The sequence below is a fragment of the Glaciibacter superstes DSM 21135 genome (assembly GCF_000421145.1).
Lineage (GTDB): Bacteria > Actinomycetota > Actinomycetes > Actinomycetales > Microbacteriaceae > Cryobacterium > Cryobacterium superstes.
Map to the genome: position 1 here is coordinate 1 of NZ_ATWH01000009.1, position 18579 is coordinate 18579.

An 18579-nucleotide genomic window follows, 5' to 3' on the forward strand; every position below is an offset into this window, starting at 1 on the left:
CAATACCGTTCAATTAGGGGTTTTTGGTGTAGTTTGCGGGTATGCCTCGTACTGGTTGGAGAAAGCCCGAGTCGGATCGTCGGTTGTCGGATCTGGTGTCCGTTGGTGTGTTGACGAAGGTGTTCCCTCCGGATGTTGTCGATGCGGTGATCGCGGAGTGCGGCCGGACTGAGCAGCGGCGTCGTTCGTTGCCGGCGAGGTCGGTGGCGTATTTTGCGATGGGGATGGCGCTGCACTCGGATGGGTCTTATGAGGACGTGTTGGCGCTGATCTCGGATGGGTTGGCGTGGGCGGAGCGGTCCGAGGAGTCACCGAAGTTGGCGAACAAGGCCGCGATCTCCCATGCCCGTGACCGGCTTGGCGCGGAGCCGATGGAGAAGCTGTTCGCCCGGGTCGCGGTGCCGTTGGCGGCCGAAGGTGCGCCCGGTTGCTGGTTGGCCGGGCGGCGTTTGGTAGCTGTAGATGGAACCTGCTTGGACTTGGCCGACACGCCCACCAATGATGCGTTCTTCGGCCGTCCCGGCGTGGCCAAGGGCGAGAAGTCGGCGTTCCCGCAGGCCCGGGTGGTGGCGTTAGCCGAGTGTGGAACCCACGCAATATTCGATGCGGTGATCGGCCCGTATACGACGTCGGAGAACAAGCTCACGACCGGACTCCTCGACAGTCTTGAGGAGGGGATGCTGTGTTTGGCAGATCGCGGGTTCTACAGTTTCGACGCGTGGCAAAAGGCAGTCAGGACGGGGGCGGACTTGTGTTGGCGGGTTACGGACACCCTCAGGTTGGAGTCCATCGAGGACCTTCCCGACGGATCGTATCTGGCAGAGGTGTTCCATTCGGTCAAGGACCGTAAGCGCCGTCATCCGGTGACAGTCAGAGTAATCGAATACACCATCAAGGACGGACGCGAACCGGCAGGCCCGTTCCGGTTGGTCACGACGATCCTGGACCACACTGAAGTGCCCGCGATCGAGTTGGCTGCTGCTTATGCGCAGCGGTGGGAGATCGAGTCGGCGTTCGATGAGTTGAAGACCCACCAGCGCGGTCCACGCGCCGTGCTGCGCTCCAAATCCCCTGACCTTGTCCTCCAGGAGATCTGGGGGCACCTCTGCTGCCACTACGCCATCCGCAGTCTCATGCTCGACGCCGCCCTTCAAGCAGGCCGTGACCCCGACCGGATATCGTTCGTCGCAGCCCTCCGCATCTCCCGCCGGTCCATCGCCCAGCAGGGAGCTTTTCCCCCCTGACGTAACTGACCCCGTCGAACTGCTCTGGTGCCACGCCATCCGTGAACTCGTACGCCGCCTGCTACCCCGACGCCGACCCAGGTCAAACCCCCGCGTCGTCAAACGCAAGTACACCAAATGGCACGTCAAACGATTACGTCACCGCGAATGGCCCCAACCGGATCGGACTCCCGAACAAGCTGTAATGATCTAATTGAACGGTATTGCCTTTAGGTCGGTCGTTGATGATCACCTTATCGTTGAGACGCCAAAGTCCCAGCCCGTTGTAGTTACGGCCGCCCAAGCCCCACATACGTCCACCCGGCAGCCCGCCAGGCAACGGGGTCAAGCGTGTTCCGCGCATCAATGATCGTCGGGGTCTTCACCAGTGTTCGCGCCCACACCGGGTCGATCTCCTTGAACTCCGGCCACTCAGTGACCAGCACCACGACGGACACATCCCGCAACGCGTCCTCGATCGACGCCGTGTACTCCAGCTGCGGGTGACGCAACCGCGCGTTCGAGATCCCCTACGGGTCCGTCGCCACAACCGACGCACCCAACCCATACAACTGCACCGCCACGTCGAGCGCCGGCGAATCGCGCACGTCATCGGAGTGCGGCTTGAAACTCAAACCCAGAACCGCGACCCGTGAGCTGTAAAGCTGGCCGTCGAGTGCAGTCACCACGAGGTCGACAACGCGCTGGCGTCGGCGCAGGTTGATCGCGTCAACCGCCGTGAGGAAGGCCACTGACTCCCCACGGCCCAACTCCTAGACCCGAGCAGTGAACGCACGGATGCCCTTGGGCAGACACCCACCCCGAACCCAACGCCAGCATTAAGGACGAGACGCGCCAGGTGCTGCCGACCGCGTCGGGTGAGATCAGCGCTCGACTCGCCGCCGACACCACCACTGTTCTGATCGACCTGGCCGCACCGACCATCGCGTTCGAGGGCGTCATCGACGGCGACAGCCTCGATGAAGGTGCCGAGGCGATCGTCTCGTGGTCGACGGCAGATACCGGCTCGGGAGCGGCTAGCACCATCGCCACGCTGAACGACGAGTCGATCCACGGCGAATCGTCCGCTGGTCGTTACGCCCTGTCGGTGTCGGTGACGGATGCCGCGGGTCGCGACAGCTCTGCATTACTGGCGTTCACCGTGGTCGGTGCAGACACGCCCGGAACCCCGGATGACGGTGACGACAATTCGAACGACAGGACGAACGGCGACGATCTGGCTGTGACCGGCGTATCAACAGGGTCGAGCATTCTCATCACCCTTCTCGCGCTGGCTGCCGGTGCAGTGCTCGTGCTCGTGCGACGCCGGGTACGCACCCGACAATCGCCGCAATCCTGAACCCGGTGCGCATGCACGCGCTCCGGGTTCAGCTCTCTGCGCGAGCAGATGGCACGAAGCTGTCCGGCCGACTGATTCACCAAATCAGAGTAACTTGTCGCACCACAACCTGTACCGCTCGAGCGCTTCACGGTAGTCCGCAACCACCGTGCCTGCGGGGCGCGGCACACGAACCGTTCGCAGGTGTTCCCTGGCGTCGGCGGGGTCGACGTAAACACCGGTACCGAGGCCGGCGAGTATGACGGCGCCGAGAGCCGATCCTCCCTCGGGCACATGCAGCAGATCTGCATCGATCACGCTGGCCAGCACCTCTCGCCACCGAGACGAGTTGGCGACTCCGCCGACGACTCGCACTTCTTGGGGCGCTCCAGAAGCCTCCGCGACCGCAGCGATCGCATCGGCGCACGCAAAGGCGACACCTTCGAGCACTGCTGAAGCGAACTCCGGTCTGCCGTGACGCTCGGTCTGCCCCAGGTAGGCCGCACGAACGCTGTCGTTCTTGCGGGGCACAGCCGTCCCGAACATGAACGGCAGATAGGTCAGCCCCTGCGAACCCGGTGCGGACTGACCGGCGAGAACGTTGATGTCTCCTCCGCCGAGCACCGCTCGTTCGGCCCAGCGAACGCTGGCGCCGGCCGCATAGACCGATGCCATCGACACAAACCCACCCCCGAGGGCCGAACCGAAGACAAAGCCTGCGCCAGGAACCGGCTGCTCCATCATTCCCATGACCTGTGCTGCCGTGCCGACGTTCAGGCAGATCTGACCTGATTTCACCACGCCGGCGCCGACGACCGCGGCCGAGACGTCTCCCGCCCCAGCCATCACCGGCGTGCCACTCGGTAAACCGGTTTCCACCATGGCCGCAACACTGACCGTCCCCCGCAACTGCGTCGAGCGCAAAACGCGCGGCGCAAGGTCGATGGATGCCCCTGCGGCTGCGAACAGCTCAGGACTCCACGCCGAGGTGGTGACATCGTAGAGAAGCGTTCCGATCGCATCCGTCTCGTCGGTTGCATACTCACCCGTAAGTCGGTAGCCGATATAGTCCTTGGCGAGGACAAGCCTTGTAGCGCGACCCAATGCCTCCGGACTCGTGCGCGAGAGCCAAGCGAGTTTGGGAGCCGTGAAGGCGTCGACGACATCATTCGCGCCGAGCGCGAGGAAGGAACCATTTCCCGCGAGACGACGGGTGTCTTCGTTGATTCGCCGGTCAGCCCACGTCATAGCAGGACGAACCGGATCGCCGTTCTCATCGAGAAGCAGAAGCGAATGCATGTGGCCGGAAAGCCCGACCCCCGTGATGGTGCGCCCGGGAAGGCTGCCTATGACCTCTCTCAGGCAGCTGACAACCGCGCGCCACCAATCTCCTGGGTCCTGCTCATGGCCTCCCACAGAAGTAGATGAAGACGGATACTCTCGTCCGGCAGAAGCGACGATAATCGCCGACTGGGGCTCGAAGCCGATGACTTTGACCCCCGTAGTGCCCACGTCGATGCCGATCAACACCGCCTGCGGGTCAGCTGTCATGCGTCATGCACGCTCTCGTGCGGTCGTGAAACCGTACTCGCGGAGGAACTCGAGTGATTCTTCCGCAACCCGGTCGAAGTTGGCGAGTCCGACGCCGGCAGGCTCGCCGACGCCAATGTTGCCGCCGACCTGCCAACCCTCCCACTCAACACTCACGTATCCGTCAAAGCCGATCTCGGTCAGGGAATCGAAGGTCTCCCGGAAGTCCACCAGCCCGCCACCGAACCAGATGTGGTTGGTCTGCACGATCGTTGGCAGGCCGACCTCGTCTTTGATCTGGACGATGTCAATGTGGTTCGCCAAACGCTTGATTGCGGTGGGAACGCTCATGAACGGCTTGACCGCGACATAGAAGGCGCCGGTATCCATCGTCATCCGCAGGTTGGCGGCGCCGATCTCATCGAACATGCGTTCAACGCTCTCGACCTTGTTCAGGATGGTGCCCTGCAGCAGCTCGATACTGACGTTCAGGTCGAGTTTCGAGGCGTAGTCGCATACCTCTGTGATGGCTTCCTTGGCCTGGCGCCAGGCTTCCTTCCGCGTCATCAACACGTTGAGGGGCGGGTCGTAGTACCCATCGCCCAGGAGTGTACACGCGGCATCCGCGCCGAGCGCCTTCGCCGCGTCGAGAGCTTTCTTGAAGCTCTCGATTCCTCGTTCGCGGTCATACTCGCGAGGGCTGACGAACGTCGTGTGATTTGCGACGTAACCGATGCCGATGCCTGCGGACTCTGCCGCAGCCTTGGTGTCAACGAGGCGCTGGTCGTATTCACCCGAGGGCCCGTTCATCAGGTGCCCGAGCAGGAAGTCGACGCCGTCGTAGCCATAATCGGCAACCCTGGCGACGGTCGCCGCCGACGTCTCGTCGCCCCAGGAATTCCACGCGGGACCTGCCGCTTCGAGGCGTCCCCAGGGCATGTTCGGCCAAACTTCAAAACTCAGCTTCATTACTACATCCTCTCTCGTTGAATCATGGTGGCAAGCTTGCGCACCCGTGAGGGTGTGCAGGTACGGACCGTTACAGGTGCGGAATCCTCTGACTGAATCGATCGGCGGTTTCCGTGTTGTGCTGAGCCGCGTCGGGCATACCCGCGCTCAGGTAAATATCGGGCGTGTGCCCGCGTGAGACCTGCCGGGCGAGCGCCTCAACAATGATCGCGTTGAGCAGGGCCAGGCCGACAACACTCGATCCCGGACCCACCTTGGGCAGATCGTCGCGCAAGCGCACCAGAGCATCACCGGGCGGGCATTGGTTGTCGAGCACGATGTCGGCGACCTGGTGCAGCCGCGCCCCGGAACTCAGCGAGGCGGTCGCATACGCCACGGATGTTATTGCAATGACCGGGATGCCTCGCTCTCGAGCCGTCGAAGCAACTTCCACAGGCAACGCGTTCGCCCCGGAATTGGAAACCACTAGTAAAACGTCCGCCTTGGGTGAGATCGGGTACCGGTCAAGCAGGTCGGCAGCAAGGCCCGATTCCCGTTCCAGCTCGGTACTGCGTCGGGCATTCAGGTGCAGCATGTACTCGGGTTGGAGGATCGGACTGATGCGTGCCGCACCGCCGGCGCGATAAAACGCCTCCTCGGCGAACACATGCGAATGACCGCTGCCGAAAACGAACAGAATCCCGTCGCGATCGAAGCGATCGGCGATGAGCGTTCCAGCCTCGGCAATCACAGATTCAGAACCTATAACCGCCGCAGCGAGAAGGCCCTCGACCTGGTCGAGATAACTCCGTGAGGCCGACGTGAGTTCCGACGCTCCTTGGGTCATTTTGTAGCTCCTGCGATGAGGCCACCGACGAAATAGCGCCCGACGAAAATGAAGAGCACGACGGTCGGAAGCAGAGTGAAGAGGGTTCCGGCCATCACCAGTCCCCAGTTGACGGTGTACTGGCCGATGATCGCGCTCAAACCGATCGGTAGGGTCTGCAGCGAGTCGCTCACGATGAATTGCGAAGCGAAGACGAATTCTGTCCATGAGAATACGAACGCATAGACCGAGACGGTTGCGATACCAGGCACCAGCAGCGGTAGCACGATCTGCAGCATTGTGCGTGTCGGCCCAGCTCCGTCGATCGCCGCCGCCTCGTCGATGTCACGTGGAACCGCAAGGATGAACCCCCGGAGCAGCCAGGTACAGAATGGCGCGGTGAACGCAACATTGACGAGCACCAGTCCCGCATAGCTGTCGATGAGCCCGAGACCGGACAAGGTCCTGTACAGCGGAACTATCAGCAGCGTGCCGGGGATCATGTATGACAGCAACACGATGCCGGCAATCTTTCCGCTTCCCGGCACTTTGAGGCGGTACAGCCCATACGCGGCTGCCAGGGAGATCACGACGGTCACAATGGTGGTCGCGACCCCGACGATGAGACTGTTCGTGAGGAAGACGGGGTATTCGGTCGACGTGAAGAGCTGCTCGAAGTTCGAGAGGGTGAACGTCTCGGGCCAGAAGGTCGGCACAGAACGAATGATTTCTTCGCGACCCTTGAATGCTGAGATCGTGACCCAGTACAGCGGCCCAAGCACCAGAACCGTCAACACCACCATGGATACGATCCGGGGCACTGCTGCGAGGCCGCGTCCTTTCGCGCCTCGTTTTCTGGTTTGCCGCGCTGTTGCAACGGTGGTCATTAGTCCTCCTTCGGCCGTGCGAAGCGCACAAAGAGAAGCGCTGCGGCTGCGAGCACGATGACGGTCAGCACACTCGCCGCGGCAGCTTGGCTGGAGCGGAACGCGCTGAAGGCGGTGTCATACACGTACACCGGCATGGTGGTCGTCGAGTCGACGGGTCCACCGCCGGTGATCAGATAGATGGTGTCCAGCACGTTGAATGACCATAGGGAACCGACCAGACCGAGCGCGAACAACACCGGGGCAAGGATCGGGAAGGTGACTGCCCAGAAAGTACGCCAGGCTCCCGCGCCGTCCACTTTCGCAGCCTCGAGCACTTCACCGGGCACGGTGGACAATGCTCCATAGATCACGACCGCACTCAGCGGAAACCAGTGCCAGCTGTTCACCAGGATGACGGCGAAGAACGCGACGGCCGAATCACCAAAAGGCGATCCGATGTCAATGCCGATCCCGCCGAGCAACTGGTGAACGATTCCATAGTTGCTGTTCAAGAGCCACTGCCAGATGACGGCGACTGCCACCGTCGGAATCACCCACGGCAGAACGATCCAGGTACGGGCGGTGCGCGACCACCAACCGCGGCGCTGCAGGAGCAACGCCGTCGCGAAGGCGAGGACCGTCTGCACCGCCATGTTCGCGACGAGCCAGATGCCGGAACGACCAAGCGCTTCCCAGAAGGCATTGTCACCGAGGATCTTCGCGTAGGTGTCGAATCCGACGAAGTCCGATGGACTGCCGATGACGCGTTGGTCCTGGAAGCTGGTGACTACCGCGTTGACGACGGGGAAGACAATTACGACCGCCATCACAATCACGATGGGGGCGATCAACCCGTAACCGAGTAGACGCTCGGAGAGCGGCTGCCGTCGGGCGGAAGGGGCGGCCGCACCCGGGCGGCGCTGGCGAGAGTTCGCCAGCGCCGCCGGGCGGCTCGTTACCGAGTTGGACACTATTAGCTGATCGCCATCTGCATCTGTTCCTGCGCCCAGGCAGCAGCTTCTTCAGCACTCATTCCGTTGACGTACATCTGCTGGATCGCCTGCGCCAGGAAGTTCTGACCGGAGATCTCACCGATGCTGTCGATGTATTGGCCGTCGACGAAGCCGAACAGTTCACCGGACGCAGACTGCTCGAGCATGGCATCGACACAGGTGGCGTAGGTGCTGACGGTCTCGTTCGAACGCCATTGCTCGAGATTCGCTCCGTCAGTGGTGACCGGAAGGAACAAGCCGGGCTCGGCGTTCAGGAAGTCACCGTAGTTCTCGGGCTCGATCAGCCAGCTGAGGAACTCGCCTGCAGCCGCTTCCTTCGCTTCGTCGTCGCTGAGCACCATGGCCCCGTTCGAGTAATAGATACTGCCCGGCTCACCACCCTGGTCTGCGACGGGGATCGGCGCGCAACCCAACTGCGATGGGTCTTGTCCGGACTCCTCAGCAAACGGTGCCAGGTACTGACCCTTTTCAATCGACATCGCTGCGGCCCCGCTGTTGAAGGCGGCCTGTGGCTCGCCCCACGCGTAGCTGGCCGAGTCGGTCGGCGAGAACTTCAGGAGCTCCTTGTAGAGGTCGAAGGCCGCTACAGTTTCAGGTGTGTCCAGGTTGACCTCGCCGTCCTCGGTGAAGAAGTCGGCCGCACCGCCGGTGATCATCAGGCTGTAGAGCACCTGGTCGGTCGCGAGGTTCTTGCCGGCGGGAAGGGCGATCCCGCTGGTGCCATCCGTGGTGAGCGCCTCGGCCGCGGCACGCAGTTCACTCCACGTCTGCGGGGGCTCGATGCCTGCCGCGGCGAGCATGTCCGCGCGATACCAGAGCATCTGCACCATGCCATAGAGCGGCACCGCCCAGTAGTCGTCTTCATCCAGGTATGGAGCCTTGGCGGCATCGATGAGACCGTATTCCTCGTCAAGCGCATCCACAACATCCGTCACAGGCTGACCGAGGCCGATCCCTCTCACGTAGGTGGCAAAGTCGGGAATCGCGAACAGGATGTCCGGCTGCTTGCCCGACTGAGCGGCAGCAGCGATCTTGCTGTAGACCTGATCCCAGTCCTGCACCTGCACGGTGACCGTGTACTCCGGGTCGGTTTCGTTGTACTTGTCCGCCATGGCTTCGAAGGCCGCCACCCGGTTCGGCGTGCCCTCCATGTGCCAGAGCACGATTTCCTTATCGTCGCCTGAGTCTGCCGCGGGGCTGGAACACGCACCCAGGGCGAGCGCTGCTGCAACCGTTAACGCTGCAGCCATAATTGCTTTAGATCGCATTTGTACACCTCTCTGTGATTGACAACGCCGCTCTCGTGTGTGTATGCACGGGTCTCAAGCCAAAGAGCCGAGCAGATGGGAGATAACGTTGGAGCGAGAATAGCACAACCAATCTAGATCAATATGTGTTTTGATCTATAACGATGGTGTTTCGAAGCCGCAACGAACTGTTTCTGAAGCGAACGAGTGAAGGCAGCATGCTGATGAAGAACGAGGAGCGCACATGAGCGAACCCAAGTACGTTGAGATTCTCAACGAACTGCGGACCCGGAGCGCCAACCTGCCCATTGGCGCACGCCTATCTCCCGAGCGTGTTTTGGCCGAGGAATTCGACGTGAGCGTGATGACCGTTCGGCATTCGCTCGCCGGCTTGGCCGACGAGGGTTGGGTCAAGAAAGCACCCGGCAGTGGCACCTATGTCAGCCGCCCGACGGTCTCCATGGGACCAACGCTGACATCATTCACCGAGGACATGCACCGACGCGGCTTCACGCCGTCGTCGAAGGTCATGCGGAATGAGAATGTGACGCCCGATCTCGAGACCATCACAATCCTCGGCCTTCGACCGAACGAGCAGGCGGTCCTGGTTGAGCGGCTCCGTTATGCCGACAGCGAGCCGATGTGCTACGAGGTGAGCCTCTTTCCGTCGCACCTTTCTCCCGCGCTCCTCGGGACCGACCTCTCGGGTTCCGTTCACGAGGCCCTGGCCAGCCACGGAACTGTTCCGAACTCGACCCAGCGCATCGTCCGCGCCGTCGTGGCGCCGGACCGTGAATGCACTTTGCTCGAATTACCCCAGGGTTCGCCGGCCCTCGAGATCGTCGACACTTTCTTTGACAACCTCGGGCGTCCCATGCAGCATGTGCGCTCGCGCTACCGATTCGATCGATATGAAGTGCATACCAACATCAGTCGAGTACATCATGCAGGCGAAGCGCGCTCATCCACCAATTAGCCGGAATCTCAGCATCGACCGGGCGCGCCGCGCGCGACTAGGAGGCTGGTAGAGGCTGCGCCTTGGCGCCGTGACCCGTGAGCATGACCACGATGGGGCCACCACTCACACCCTCGTTATCGACCACTTGTGGCAGCGCGGCCACCCCGGTCGCCGCAGATGGTTCCACCCACATGCCTACCGCTGCCAGGCGGCGAGTGCTGTCAACGATCGACTCCTCACCAACCGCGACGATGCGGCCCAGGCTACGTTCGACGGCCGAGATCGTGACGTCTCCATGCGACTCGTACCCAGTCAGCCGGTCGGCGATCGCAGTCGCGATGGTCGGGTCGGTCGTTCTGGGCGTCGGTGCCATGTCACCACCGTGCCGTCGCAACCACTCGTGGTAAATCGGGGCGACCCTGGCCGCTTGCACACCGACCAGCTTCGGAATCGCGCGCGTGATCCCCACGTCCACCGCGTCCTGGAAGCCACGCTCGATCCCTCGCAGGAGTGGTCCAGCGCCAATCGGCACGATGACTGCCACCGGGCTATCGCCGAGTTCATCGATCAATTCGAACGCGATCGACCGGTATGCCTCTGCGAGCAGGGGATTGCGGTATGTGGTGGACACATTCATCCAGCCGTCGTTCTCTCGGGATCGGGCGATTCCGTAGGCTGCACTATAGTCACCTGGCACCTCCTCGACTATCGCGCCAAAACTGCGACACGCGTCGAGCTTCTTTGTCGCGTTCGACTCTGTCCCGACAATGACGCTGCACTCCAGACCGGCAGCGGCCGCATAAGCGGAGGCGGCCACGGCCGCGTTTCCCGTTGACGCGACGACGAGGCCACGGAGTCCAAGGTCGCTCGCCATCGATGCTCCGAGCGCCATCGCCCGGTCTTTGAATGAGAGAGTCGGATTAAGGGACTCGAGCTTCGCATATACCTCCCTCCGGCCATGGGTCAGCGATGAATCGAGGACGACCAACGGGGTATCCCCTTCGCCGAGGGACACTTCAGAGTGGGTAAGGGGCAAGATACCGCGATAACGCCATATGCCGCGATGCGACGGCTCGACCCGAACGTCGTGCAGCCGTTCAGGTTGCAGCACCAGCGGCCCGCCGCACAGCCGGCACTCGTAGCGGAACTCCGCCGTCGTTGCCTGGCATTGCGCGCAAGCGAACAGATACGGGCGCCGACCACCCTTCGCGCGGGCGTCTTCGCCTGACTCAGATGACGTCACTAGTGCCCACCTCTCGAGGGTTCAATTGTGGAATGCCCTTCTGAAAGCTACACTCGATTCTCACAGGAGCCAAGATTTACCCCGTGATTGCGGCTCTCCCAGCAGCAAGGAGCCCGCGTGGATGTGCTTACCCTCACCAGGGAACTGGTCGCCGTCGACTCCCAGAACCCCGGTCCATTCGAACCCCGGATCGTGCAGTATGTCGATGCCTGGGCTCGCGAACGCGGTTTCGAGTCGCAGATCCTCGAGCCGATCAGTGGTCGGCCAAACCTGATCGTCACTGTTGATCGCGGCAGCAATGGTCACCTCGGTCTCTCCGGGCATCTCGACACCAAGCCGATCGGCGACGCACTGTCGGAGTGGCACACGCCGCCGCTTGAGCTCACGGTGGTCGGAGACGACGCATTCGGGCTTGGCGCGACCGATATGAAGGGCGGCGTCGCCGCGATGATGCTGGCGCTCGAGCGGTTCGCTGCCCGCGACGACTCCCAGGGCTCAGGGGTGGTGTCGCTGGTGCTCACCGCCGATGAAGAGCAGGGGTCGGATGCCGGTGCGAAGGCGCTCTGCGCTTCGGGTCTGTTGCCCCCGATCGACGCGATCGTCATCGGCGAGCCAAGCGGGATCACCGACCCGTGGCAGGCCATCTATCTGGTCTCTCGAGGAATCTGCTGCTTCGATATCGAGGTCATGACCACTCAAGGGCACAGTGGTTTGTCGACGTCCCTCGGTCGTAACGCGACGCTATTGGTGGCAGATCTCCTACACGCTTTCGAGAACTTCACACCCACAGTGGATGCGCCGGGCGAGGTCCTCTGCTCACCCACGGTTAATCCCGGCATCTTCGTCAGCGGCGGGGTGAGCTTTGGCACGTGGCCTGGTCATTGCCGCGTGAGCATGGAGGTGAGGCTCGTCCCCGGCATGTCACAGGCTACGTTGCACGGGGAAGTCGACGACCTCGTGCGTTCCACACTAGGCCCGGGAATCAATTACCGTATCCGATACCTGGAAAGCGGACAGGGCTGGATGCCGGCGGTGGAGCTTTCACCAACGAGCCCCGTTGCTCGTGCTGCCCAGTCCGCCGCAAAGTCGGTATTGGGCAGAGAGATACCATTCGGAGCTTTCCCCGGAGGAACTGACGCGACGTACTTTATGGGCGAAGGCAATATCCCCACCGTGACCAGCCTCGGGCCCGGGTGGATAAGCGTGGCGCACGGAGCGAACGAGAAGGTCGGGGTCAGACAGCTCTCCGAAGCGACCGATCTCTACGAAGCACTCTTCGGTTCGTATTTCGATCAAGCGGAAAGCAGGTAAGCAATGACGAGAGTCGCGCATGTCAGTTCCACCCTTCCCGCACCTGCCGGACCCTACAGTCACGTGATGGATTGTGGTGCGTTCGTCGTCACTGCCGGCTTCGGGCCGCAGGACCCTGCCACCGGCATGGTTCCGGAAGGCATTGAAGCCCAAACCGAACAGGTGATTTCGAATGTCGAGACCGCTCTCGGCCTCGTCGGTCTTTCGCTCACTGACGTGGTGAAATCGACTGTGCATGTCGAGCGCCCCGACCGCGACTTCCCTGGGTTCAATGAGGTATATGGCCGCAGGTTCTCGGCGCCATATCCGGTACGGACAACCGTCGGAAGCAGGCTGGCGAATATTCTGGTGGAGATCGACGTTATGGCTGTTCGCAGCAGCGATCAGCCATGACTGCCGTGTCGCTCAGCGACGCCGTGTGGCTCGTGGGGACCGCAGATAGATCCAGTCCTGCCTTCACGAGCGCCTTCGACTGCTGCCAGTATCTCGTCTGGGATGGCAACGACGGATTCCTTGTCGACGCGGGCACCGGTCTCGGTGCCGGCGCGTGGCTCGCGAACATCGATGACGTTGCGCGCCCCGAGCAACTGACGGGTCTGCTCGTGACGCACTACCACGGAGACCATGCAGGCGGCGTGGCTGCGGCAACGGCGCACGGTCTTAGAGCATATGCAGGAGACCTCACCGCGTCCGCCCTCCGAGCCGGTGATGAGACGGTGACCCAGCTCGCCCGCGCCCGCGCCGCCGGCATTTATCCGGCGGACTATGCGCTCGAACCCGTTGCGACGATCCATTCGATCGACGACTTCCAATCCCTTCGAGTCGGCAGTCTGCGCGTGACGGCAATCAGTGCGCCCGGCCACTGTGACGGGCATTTCGTCTTCTACACGGAAATCGGGTCCCGTCGGGCGTTGTTCAGCGGTGATGTCATCTTCTCCGAAGGAAGAGTAAGCATTCAAGCGCTCCCCGATTGCCGGCTCGACGAATACGCGGACACCGTCATCGGTCTGGCAGAGCTCGAAGTCGATCAACTCTTCGCCGGTCATGGCCCGCCGGTGTTGGAGAAGGCGTCTGGAGGCATCGCGTCCGCTGCGGCATCCTTCGCCCGACTGGTGCCGCCTCCGAATCTGCTTCCATGAGGAACTGCAATTCGTCAGGACTGCCCGACCTTCTCCGGTAAACCCGTTTCAAGAGAACGGATGATGGCCTCCGCCATTTGAACTCCCCAGAGAGCTTCACGATGCGGCATGATTTCGTTGCCTCGCGTTCCGGAGAAGACATTGATCGCATGGTCGACCTCCGCGCGCAGCGCTCCGCCGATCCGGCCCATTTGCTCTGGCCAGAGCGACAGATCGGGCACGATCACGCCGTTGTCTCCCCACTCGGTGATGGCATCGCTCAGCAGGCGTTGCTTCACCGTGCCTCCCTCCCCGATGACCTCGCACTCTCCGGCGATCGTGCCGCTGAGATCGAGCGCACCGGCCAGTGATTGCGGGCCGCGGTCTGGCACGCTCCAGGCAGATTCGATGGTTGCGGTCTTGCCTCCGGAGAGCTCAACAAGCACACTGACCGCGCTCGGAACAACATCCGTTCCCTGGCGTGTCTGAACCGCGAAGACACGCTGAGGCTGCTCACCGGTGAGGTACAACGCGAGGTCGATGTCGTGGATACACGACTCCCACACCGGATGAACGCGGCTTCCGAAATCGTTGAGCCACGAACGCGTGAAGTCGCGACGGAGGCGAACCGTCCACAGCTCGCCGAGGCGCCCAGAGCTGATTGCCTGTTTGAGATAAACGTACGGTTGTGCGAACCGCGAGATCTGGCCGGCGATCACGTGCAGCCCCTGCGATTCCGCAGCATCAATGGTTTCCTTGGCGTCTCGTCCAGACAGCGCCAAGGGCTTTTCTACGAATACATGGCAACCGGCAGCGATCGCAGTTCTCGCGACAACGGTGTGCGTGGATTCGTCGCTGGCCACGACGACCGCGTCTGGCTTTGCTTCGGCGAGCACGCGGGCGAGGTCGTCACCGGACACCGCGATATCGAACCGGCTCGCGACCGCAGCAGCCCGTGAGGCATCCGCATCGACAACAGCGACGACGTCGGCCCCTGCTTCGCGCCAGGTGCGCACGTGGAGGCTCCCGAATCGTCCGGCACCGGCCACCACGACTCGGACTCTGGCCGTCATTTCTTTCCCGCCGCTCCTGCAACGTTCGCTGCTTCGTTCGCACTCAGCTCAGGCGCGTAGCCGAGGGCCATCGATATACGATCCGCGGAGATGCGCACAAGGCGGCCAAGTTCCTCCGAGCGTGAACCGTCGAATCGCTCGGTGGGTACAGACAGGCTGATAGCGGCAATCACGTGAGCCGATTCGTCGAAAACTGGAGCACCCAGACTGGTCACCGATGGTTCACTTTCGCCGAGATCTCGGCTGTACCCGAGATGGCGCACGCTCTCCAGCTCTCGGAGCAGCGCGGCCTCGTCCACAGTAAATCCGAGTTGAGTCCGGGTTGATTCGATCACGGCCTCCACCGTCGATGATTGCGAGTAGGCCAGTATTGCTCGCCCGATCGAGGTCGTGACTGCCGGCGCGGTCGCCCCGATGCGTGTGACCACACCAACCGTTCGCGTGCTGTCGAGTTTGTCGACGTAGACGATGTGCGGGTTCGCGAGGGTGCCCAGGTGGCACGCCTCATCCGTCGCCTCCCTCAACTCAACGAGCACGGGAAGCGCCTCGACCCGGAAATCAAGACCGCCGAGGAATCCGCGCGCCAGAATGAGGGTGCCAGGGCCGAGGGCCTGGCGGCCGTTGGTGGTTTCGCGAGTAAGGCGCTGAGCGCGAAGTGTGCCAACCATGCGATGCACCGTCGTCAGCGTCATTCCGGTCTCTCGAGCGAGATCGGCCAGGCTCAATCCCGACGGGTGCACCGCGAGGGCGAATAGGAGCGCCATGGCCCGGTCGGCGGCTCGGAGGCCGTCGGGACCCCGCCTTTTAGCCTCCGAGTTGGAATCTTCGGACATCCACCAGTCCCTCCGCGAGTACCATGCCCGGCGAATGCAGCAGGGCAGGTTATGGAATGCCCTTCCAAACTACCAGCTTCCCCGATGTATTCGACAACGTCGGTGACAGGTCGACTCCTGTTCAACGGAACAGATCGAGGATGGCGTGAGTTGCTCGCCGACGACGAAGTCGGCAGGTCGCCTGGATCAGCGCCGCGCCAGCATCGACGTCACCCGCAGCATCTTGCTGTTGATCCAGACGTCGGAGTACTCGATCGGACGACCATCGTCGAGATACGTCACCTGCTCCAGGTACTGCACAGGGGAGCCGACAGCAACACCAAGCTCAGCCGCGACCTCAGAAGACGCCTCCTCAGCGGTGAAGGTACGCCGCCCTGAAGCGATCTTCAGCTGATACCGGTCTTCCAGCGTGCCGAACAGGCTGTTGAGCCCGAAATCGATCTTCTCAATCCCGGGCGTCAGATCGGTGCGCACATAGTTGAACAGCAGGGCCACCGCGCCATTCGACGTGCTCCGCAGCCGCGCCAAGCGCAACACCTTCTGCCCCGGCACCACATCGAGCAGACTCGCGATCGGCCGCGGCGCCTCAATCAGCTCCGCCGACAGCACCCGCGTCTCAACCGCCACCCCCTGGCTCGCGAAATCCTCAGACAACGTGCTCAGCTTCTGCGCGATCGCCGGCTCAATCAGCGTCGACGTCACAAACGTGCCCCGCCCCTGCACCTGCTTCAGCAGGCCTTCCCGAATAAGCGTCGTCAACGCCCGGCGCAACGTGCCGCGGCTCACGCCCAACTCCAGCGCAAGCTCTGGTTCGGTGCGCAGGCGATAGTTGCTCGGCCACTCTCCCGACGCGATTCGCGCTCGAATCCAGTCCGAAATCTGCGAATGGAGGGCGACGGCCGCGTTCCGGTTCAAGGCCCGTCCGGCGTTCTCTGTTGATGCGAAGGTAGGCAGGGTTCTCTCCTTTGCGACTCCTGCTCAGGCTAGTGCGTCCTGAGTAGTGCGTCCTGCGGCCGGTAGCTCCCGGCCACAGGACTGACCACTAGTAGCTGGCCGTGTTCTCGTCGCTTGAATTGCTGATGATCGACAGACCGGCACTCGTGCCGAGCAGCACAGCACCCGCCTCGAGCAGCCCCAGCGCCTGCTCATAGTGCTTGATCGAACCTGACGCCTTCACCAGCACACCTTCCGGTGCGCGGTCGACCAGGTAACGGATGCTGGTGGGGTTCGCTGTTTCGATCTGCCCACTGCTCGCATTCTTGAGGTACGCGACCCCAGCCTCGAGCGAGAGCTGAACGGCGAGCTCTTTCTCAGCATCCGTCAGCAATGGAAGCTCAAGCATGACCTTGACCGGCACACCGGCCGCACGCACGACCCCGGCGATGTCTTCGCGGAACTCATCGTGCATGCCGCTCTTCAGCCAGCCCACCTGCACTCCGATGTCGAGCTGGGTTGGGCCAGCCTTCACCAGCTGCTCAGCCTCGAATGCCTTACCGGCACTCGTCGTGACACCCACAGTCGGAAAGTCGAGGGCCGACGCGATCTCGATGCCGGTTCCGGCCAGCTCCGCCGCGACCAGCGAGACCCACGAACCGGGAACCATCGCCGCGTTGAAACCGTGCTCAACGGTCTCCTTGGCGTGCGCGATCATGTCATCGCGGGTGAGTCCGGTCTCGATACGGGTGTGCTGGATGTATGGGGCAAGCTGCGCGGGCGCGAGCTCACGGAAGTTGACGGCGGTTTTCAGGTCAGACACAGTGGTTGACTTCTTTCTCTTCGGTTGGATACTGCAAAGCTTGGATACTGCGCAGTGTTGGAAACTGCACAGAATTGAGTGGAACTAGAGCTTGTCGGCGTAGTACGGCGGCGCGATCACGCCGGCTCCGCCGAACCATTTCGGCACGTCGACCCCGCAGAGGAGACCCACGTTTCCCCACGGCTCGAATGCGCCGGTTCGCACGATGACCTTCGCCTGGCGTGCCAGCTCCCCGAGTACGTCTGCATGGCTGCGCGTGGTGAACTCGGCGCCGTCGAACCGGCCCCGCAGGTACTCGTCGAGTCGCGGGTTGTTGGTGACCACGTCATCCGCACGCACGACACCCTCGACCACAAGCTCGGCGGCGATCAGATCGAGCACGGTACGCAGGTCTGGCAGGTTCTCGGCGATGGCCAGGTCGACCCGGTTTGCGGTGGCCGGAATCGGAAATCCGGCGTCGACGACCATGATGAGGTCGGTGTGCCCGAGCGTGGCGAGCGCCCCGCTGAGCTGGGCATTCAAGATTCCATGACGCTTCATACGGCAGTCCCCTTTGTTAGCAATGGTTCGTCAAGTGACGGTTCGGCAATGTCGACAACGGATACCTCGGCGACCGTGGCCCCGGTGGCCAGCGCCATGATCGATTCCTCGGTGGCGTCTTTCGTCTCGATGATCGACACCAGGTGTCCCTCGCTCATGACGGCGATGCGGTCGGTGACGGCGAGCAGCTCCGGCAGGTCTGACGACGAGCACAGGATGCCGACGCCCGCGTCGGCGAGGCCGGTGAGCTGTTCGTAGATCTCGGCCTTGGCTCCCACATCGACGCCGCGCGTCGGCTCATCGAGCACGAGCACAGACGGGTCGATCGACATCCACCTGGCCAGGATTGCCTTCTGCTGGTTGCCACCGGAGAGCTTGACGATGTCTTGCGCAGACGATGCGGACTTCACCCGCATGCCCGCCGAACGCTCTTCGGCATCCCTCCGCATTGCGGACTTGTTGATGAAACCGAACCGCGAGAACTTGTCGAGCGAGAGCACACCGATGTTCTCCCCAACGTTCATGGAGCTGAGCAGACCCTGCGCGCGCCGCTCCCCCGGCACGTAGGCCAGCCCGCGCTTGATCGACTGGGCCGGTGAACGCTTCTCATAGTTCACTCCCCCGAGTGAAACGGCCCCAGACACTGCGGCATCCGCCCCGAAAATGTTGCGCAGCAGTTCCACTCGGCCAGAGTCGGGCAGGCCGGCCACTCCGAGAATCGAGGATCAGCACCCGGCAGTTGCAAACTCGCT

19 protein-coding genes and 1 pseudogene are annotated in these 18579 nt (G+C 62.5%); 6 read left to right on the plus strand and 14 right to left on the minus strand.

What is annotated here, in order from left to right:
• Positions 1 to 41 precede the first annotated feature (41 nt).
• Positions 42 to 1244, plus strand: coding sequence for an IS4 family transposase (locus K323_RS0113070; protein ID WP_026851627.1), 1203 nt, complete (start codon positions 42 to 44; stop codon positions 1242 to 1244).
• 269 nt (positions 1245 to 1513) lie between these two features.
• On the opposite strand, the pseudogene K323_RS29825 reads toward K323_RS0113070, so the two are convergent.
• Positions 1514 to 1975 (minus strand): annotated as a pseudogene (locus tag K323_RS29825) (UDP binding domain-containing protein).
• Positions 1976 to 2082: 107 nt separating this feature from the next.
• Here K323_RS29825 and K323_RS30475 point away from each other — a divergent pair.
• Complete coding sequence (locus K323_RS30475) at positions 2083 to 2583, plus strand: hypothetical protein (RefSeq protein ID WP_022885733.1); 501 nt, start codon at positions 2083 to 2085, stop codon at positions 2581 to 2583.
• Positions 2584 to 2667: 84 nt separating this feature from the next.
• Here the strand turns inward: K323_RS30475 and K323_RS0113090 are convergent, their stop codons facing one another.
• The 6 genes from K323_RS0113090 to K323_RS25960 all read right to left on the minus strand — a co-directional run bounded on the left by K323_RS0113090 (position 2668) and on the right by K323_RS25960 (position 9016).
• Positions 2668 to 4113, minus strand: a complete 1446-nt coding sequence (locus K323_RS0113090; RefSeq protein WP_022885734.1) for a xylulokinase — start codon at positions 4111 to 4113, stop codon at positions 2668 to 2670.
• 3 nt (positions 4114 to 4116) lie between these two features.
• Positions 4117 to 5061, minus strand: coding sequence for a sugar phosphate isomerase/epimerase family protein (locus K323_RS0113095; RefSeq protein ID WP_022885735.1), 945 nt, complete (start codon positions 5059 to 5061; stop codon positions 4117 to 4119).
• A 70-nt stretch (positions 5062 to 5131) separates the two neighbouring features.
• Positions 5132 to 5887 (minus strand): sugar isomerase domain-containing protein, encoded by a 756-nt coding sequence (locus tag K323_RS0113100; RefSeq protein ID WP_022885736.1) that lies wholly within the window; start codon positions 5885 to 5887, stop codon positions 5132 to 5134.
• Entirely contained in the window at positions 5884 to 6753 is an 870-nt protein-coding gene (locus K323_RS0113105) for a carbohydrate ABC transporter permease (RefSeq protein ID WP_022885737.1), read from the minus strand. The genes K323_RS0113100 and K323_RS0113105 overlap by 4 nt, the downstream gene beginning before the upstream one ends.
• Entirely contained in the window at positions 6753 to 7562 is an 810-nt protein-coding gene (locus K323_RS0113110; RefSeq protein ID WP_157509435.1) for a carbohydrate ABC transporter permease, read from the minus strand. The genes K323_RS0113105 and K323_RS0113110 overlap by 1 nt, the downstream gene beginning before the upstream one ends.
• Positions 7563 to 7708: 146 nt before the next feature.
• A complete protein-coding gene (locus K323_RS25960) occupies positions 7709 to 9016 on the minus strand; it encodes an ABC transporter substrate-binding protein (RefSeq protein WP_033373105.1) in 1308 nt (435 codons plus the stop codon).
• Between the two features lie 223 nt (positions 9017 to 9239).
• Between K323_RS25960 and K323_RS0113125 the strand changes: the two genes are divergently transcribed.
• Positions 9240 to 9971, plus strand: coding sequence for a GntR family transcriptional regulator (locus K323_RS0113125; protein WP_022885740.1), 732 nt, complete (start codon positions 9240 to 9242; stop codon positions 9969 to 9971).
• A gap of 37 nt (positions 9972 to 10008) precedes the next feature.
• Here the strand turns inward: K323_RS0113125 and K323_RS0113130 are convergent, their stop codons facing one another.
• Positions 10009 to 11196 carry a threonine synthase gene (locus K323_RS0113130; protein WP_084697291.1) on the minus strand — a complete coding sequence of 396 codons (1188 nt, stop codon included), beginning with the start codon at positions 11194 to 11196 and terminating at the stop codon, positions 10009 to 10011.
• 117 nt (positions 11197 to 11313) lie between these two features.
• Here K323_RS0113130 and K323_RS0113135 point away from each other — a divergent pair, with 117 nt between their 5' ends.
• The 3 genes from K323_RS0113135 to K323_RS0113145 are packed head-to-tail and all read left to right on the plus strand — an operon-like array spanning position 11314 to position 13646.
• Entirely contained in the window at positions 11314 to 12507 is a 1194-nt protein-coding gene (locus tag K323_RS0113135; protein ID WP_022885742.1) for a M20 family metallopeptidase, read from the plus strand.
• Positions 12508 to 12510: 3 nt separating this feature from the next.
• Complete coding sequence (locus tag K323_RS0113140; RefSeq protein WP_022885743.1) at positions 12511 to 12900, plus strand: RidA family protein; 390 nt, start codon at positions 12511 to 12513, stop codon at positions 12898 to 12900.
• Positions 12897 to 13646, plus strand: coding sequence for an MBL fold metallo-hydrolase (locus K323_RS0113145; RefSeq protein ID WP_022885744.1), 750 nt, complete (start codon positions 12897 to 12899; stop codon positions 13644 to 13646). Before K323_RS0113140 ends, K323_RS0113145 begins: the two co-directional genes overlap by 4 nt.
• Positions 13647 to 13660: 14 nt before the next feature.
• On the opposite strand, the gene K323_RS0113150 is transcribed toward K323_RS0113145, so the two are convergent.
• The 6 genes from K323_RS0113150 to K323_RS25970 form a co-directional block, all read right to left on the minus strand.
• Positions 13661 to 14698: a Gfo/Idh/MocA family protein gene (locus tag K323_RS0113150; RefSeq protein ID WP_084697295.1), complete on the minus strand. Its 1038-nt coding sequence runs from the start codon at positions 14696 to 14698 to the stop codon at positions 13661 to 13663.
• Positions 14695 to 15531 (minus strand): IclR family transcriptional regulator, encoded by an 837-nt coding sequence (locus K323_RS25965; protein ID WP_022885746.1) that lies wholly within the window; start codon positions 15529 to 15531, stop codon positions 14695 to 14697. The genes K323_RS0113150 and K323_RS25965 overlap by 4 nt, the downstream gene beginning before the upstream one ends.
• Before the next feature lie 186 nt (positions 15532 to 15717).
• Positions 15718 to 16446: a GntR family transcriptional regulator gene (locus K323_RS0113160; RefSeq protein WP_022885747.1), complete on the minus strand. Its 729-nt coding sequence runs from the start codon at positions 16444 to 16446 to the stop codon at positions 15718 to 15720.
• 127 nt (positions 16447 to 16573) lie between these two features.
• Entirely contained in the window at positions 16574 to 17287 is a 714-nt protein-coding gene (deoC, locus tag K323_RS0113165; RefSeq protein WP_022885748.1) for a deoxyribose-phosphate aldolase, read from the minus strand.
• 84 nt (positions 17288 to 17371) lie between these two features.
• Positions 17372 to 17827: a D-ribose pyranase gene (rbsD, locus tag K323_RS0113170; protein ID WP_022885749.1), complete on the minus strand. Its 456-nt coding sequence runs from the start codon at positions 17825 to 17827 to the stop codon at positions 17372 to 17374.
• The gene (locus K323_RS25970) at positions 17824 to 18537 is read right to left on the minus strand and encodes an ATP-binding cassette domain-containing protein (protein ID WP_022885750.1); all 714 of its coding nucleotides are present in this window, start codon (positions 18535 to 18537) and stop codon (positions 17824 to 17826) included. The genes rbsD and K323_RS25970 overlap by 4 nt, the downstream gene beginning before the upstream one ends.
• Positions 18538 to 18579 lie beyond the last annotated feature (42 nt).

What these genes read in the sequence shown, in the direction of transcription:
- K323_RS0113070 (WP_026851627.1), top strand. Translation starts at nt 42, where the DNA reads ATGCCTCGTACTGGTTGGAGAAAGCCCGAGTCGGATCGTCGGTTGTCG.
- K323_RS0113090 (WP_022885734.1), bottom strand. Translation starts at nt 4,113, where the DNA reads ATGACAGCTGACCCGCAGGCGGTGTTGATCGGCATCGACGTGGGCACT.
- K323_RS0113095 (WP_022885735.1), bottom strand. Translation starts at nt 5,061, where the DNA reads ATGAAGCTGAGTTTTGAAGTTTGGCCGAACATGCCCTGGGGACGCCTC.
- K323_RS0113100 (WP_022885736.1), bottom strand. Translation starts at nt 5,887, where the DNA reads ATGACCCAAGGAGCGTCGGAACTCACGTCGGCCTCACGGAGTTATCTC.
- K323_RS0113105 (WP_022885737.1), bottom strand. Translation starts at nt 6,753, where the DNA reads ATGACCACCGTTGCAACAGCGCGGCAAACCAGAAAACGAGGCGCGAAA.
- K323_RS0113110 (WP_157509435.1), bottom strand. Translation starts at nt 7,562, where the DNA reads ATGGCGGTCGTAATTGTCTTCCCCGTCGTCAACGCGGTAGTCACCAGC.
- K323_RS25960 (WP_033373105.1), bottom strand. Translation starts at nt 9,016, where the DNA reads ATGCGATCTAAAGCAATTATGGCTGCAGCGTTAACGGTTGCAGCAGCG.
- K323_RS0113125 (WP_022885740.1), top strand. Translation starts at nt 9,240, where the DNA reads ATGAGCGAACCCAAGTACGTTGAGATTCTCAACGAACTGCGGACCCGG.
- K323_RS0113140 (WP_022885743.1), top strand. Translation starts at nt 12,511, where the DNA reads ATGACGAGAGTCGCGCATGTCAGTTCCACCCTTCCCGCACCTGCCGGA.
- K323_RS0113145 (WP_022885744.1), top strand. Translation starts at nt 12,897, where the DNA reads ATGACTGCCGTGTCGCTCAGCGACGCCGTGTGGCTCGTGGGGACCGCA.
- K323_RS0113150 (WP_084697295.1), bottom strand. Translation starts at nt 14,698, where the DNA reads ATGACGGCCAGAGTCCGAGTCGTGGTGGCCGGTGCCGGACGATTCGGG.
- K323_RS25965 (WP_022885746.1), bottom strand. Translation starts at nt 15,531, where the DNA reads ATGTCCGAAGATTCCAACTCGGAGGCTAAAAGGCGGGGTCCCGACGGC.
- rbsD (WP_022885749.1), bottom strand. Translation starts at nt 17,827, where the DNA reads ATGAAGCGTCATGGAATCTTGAATGCCCAGCTCAGCGGGGCGCTCGCC.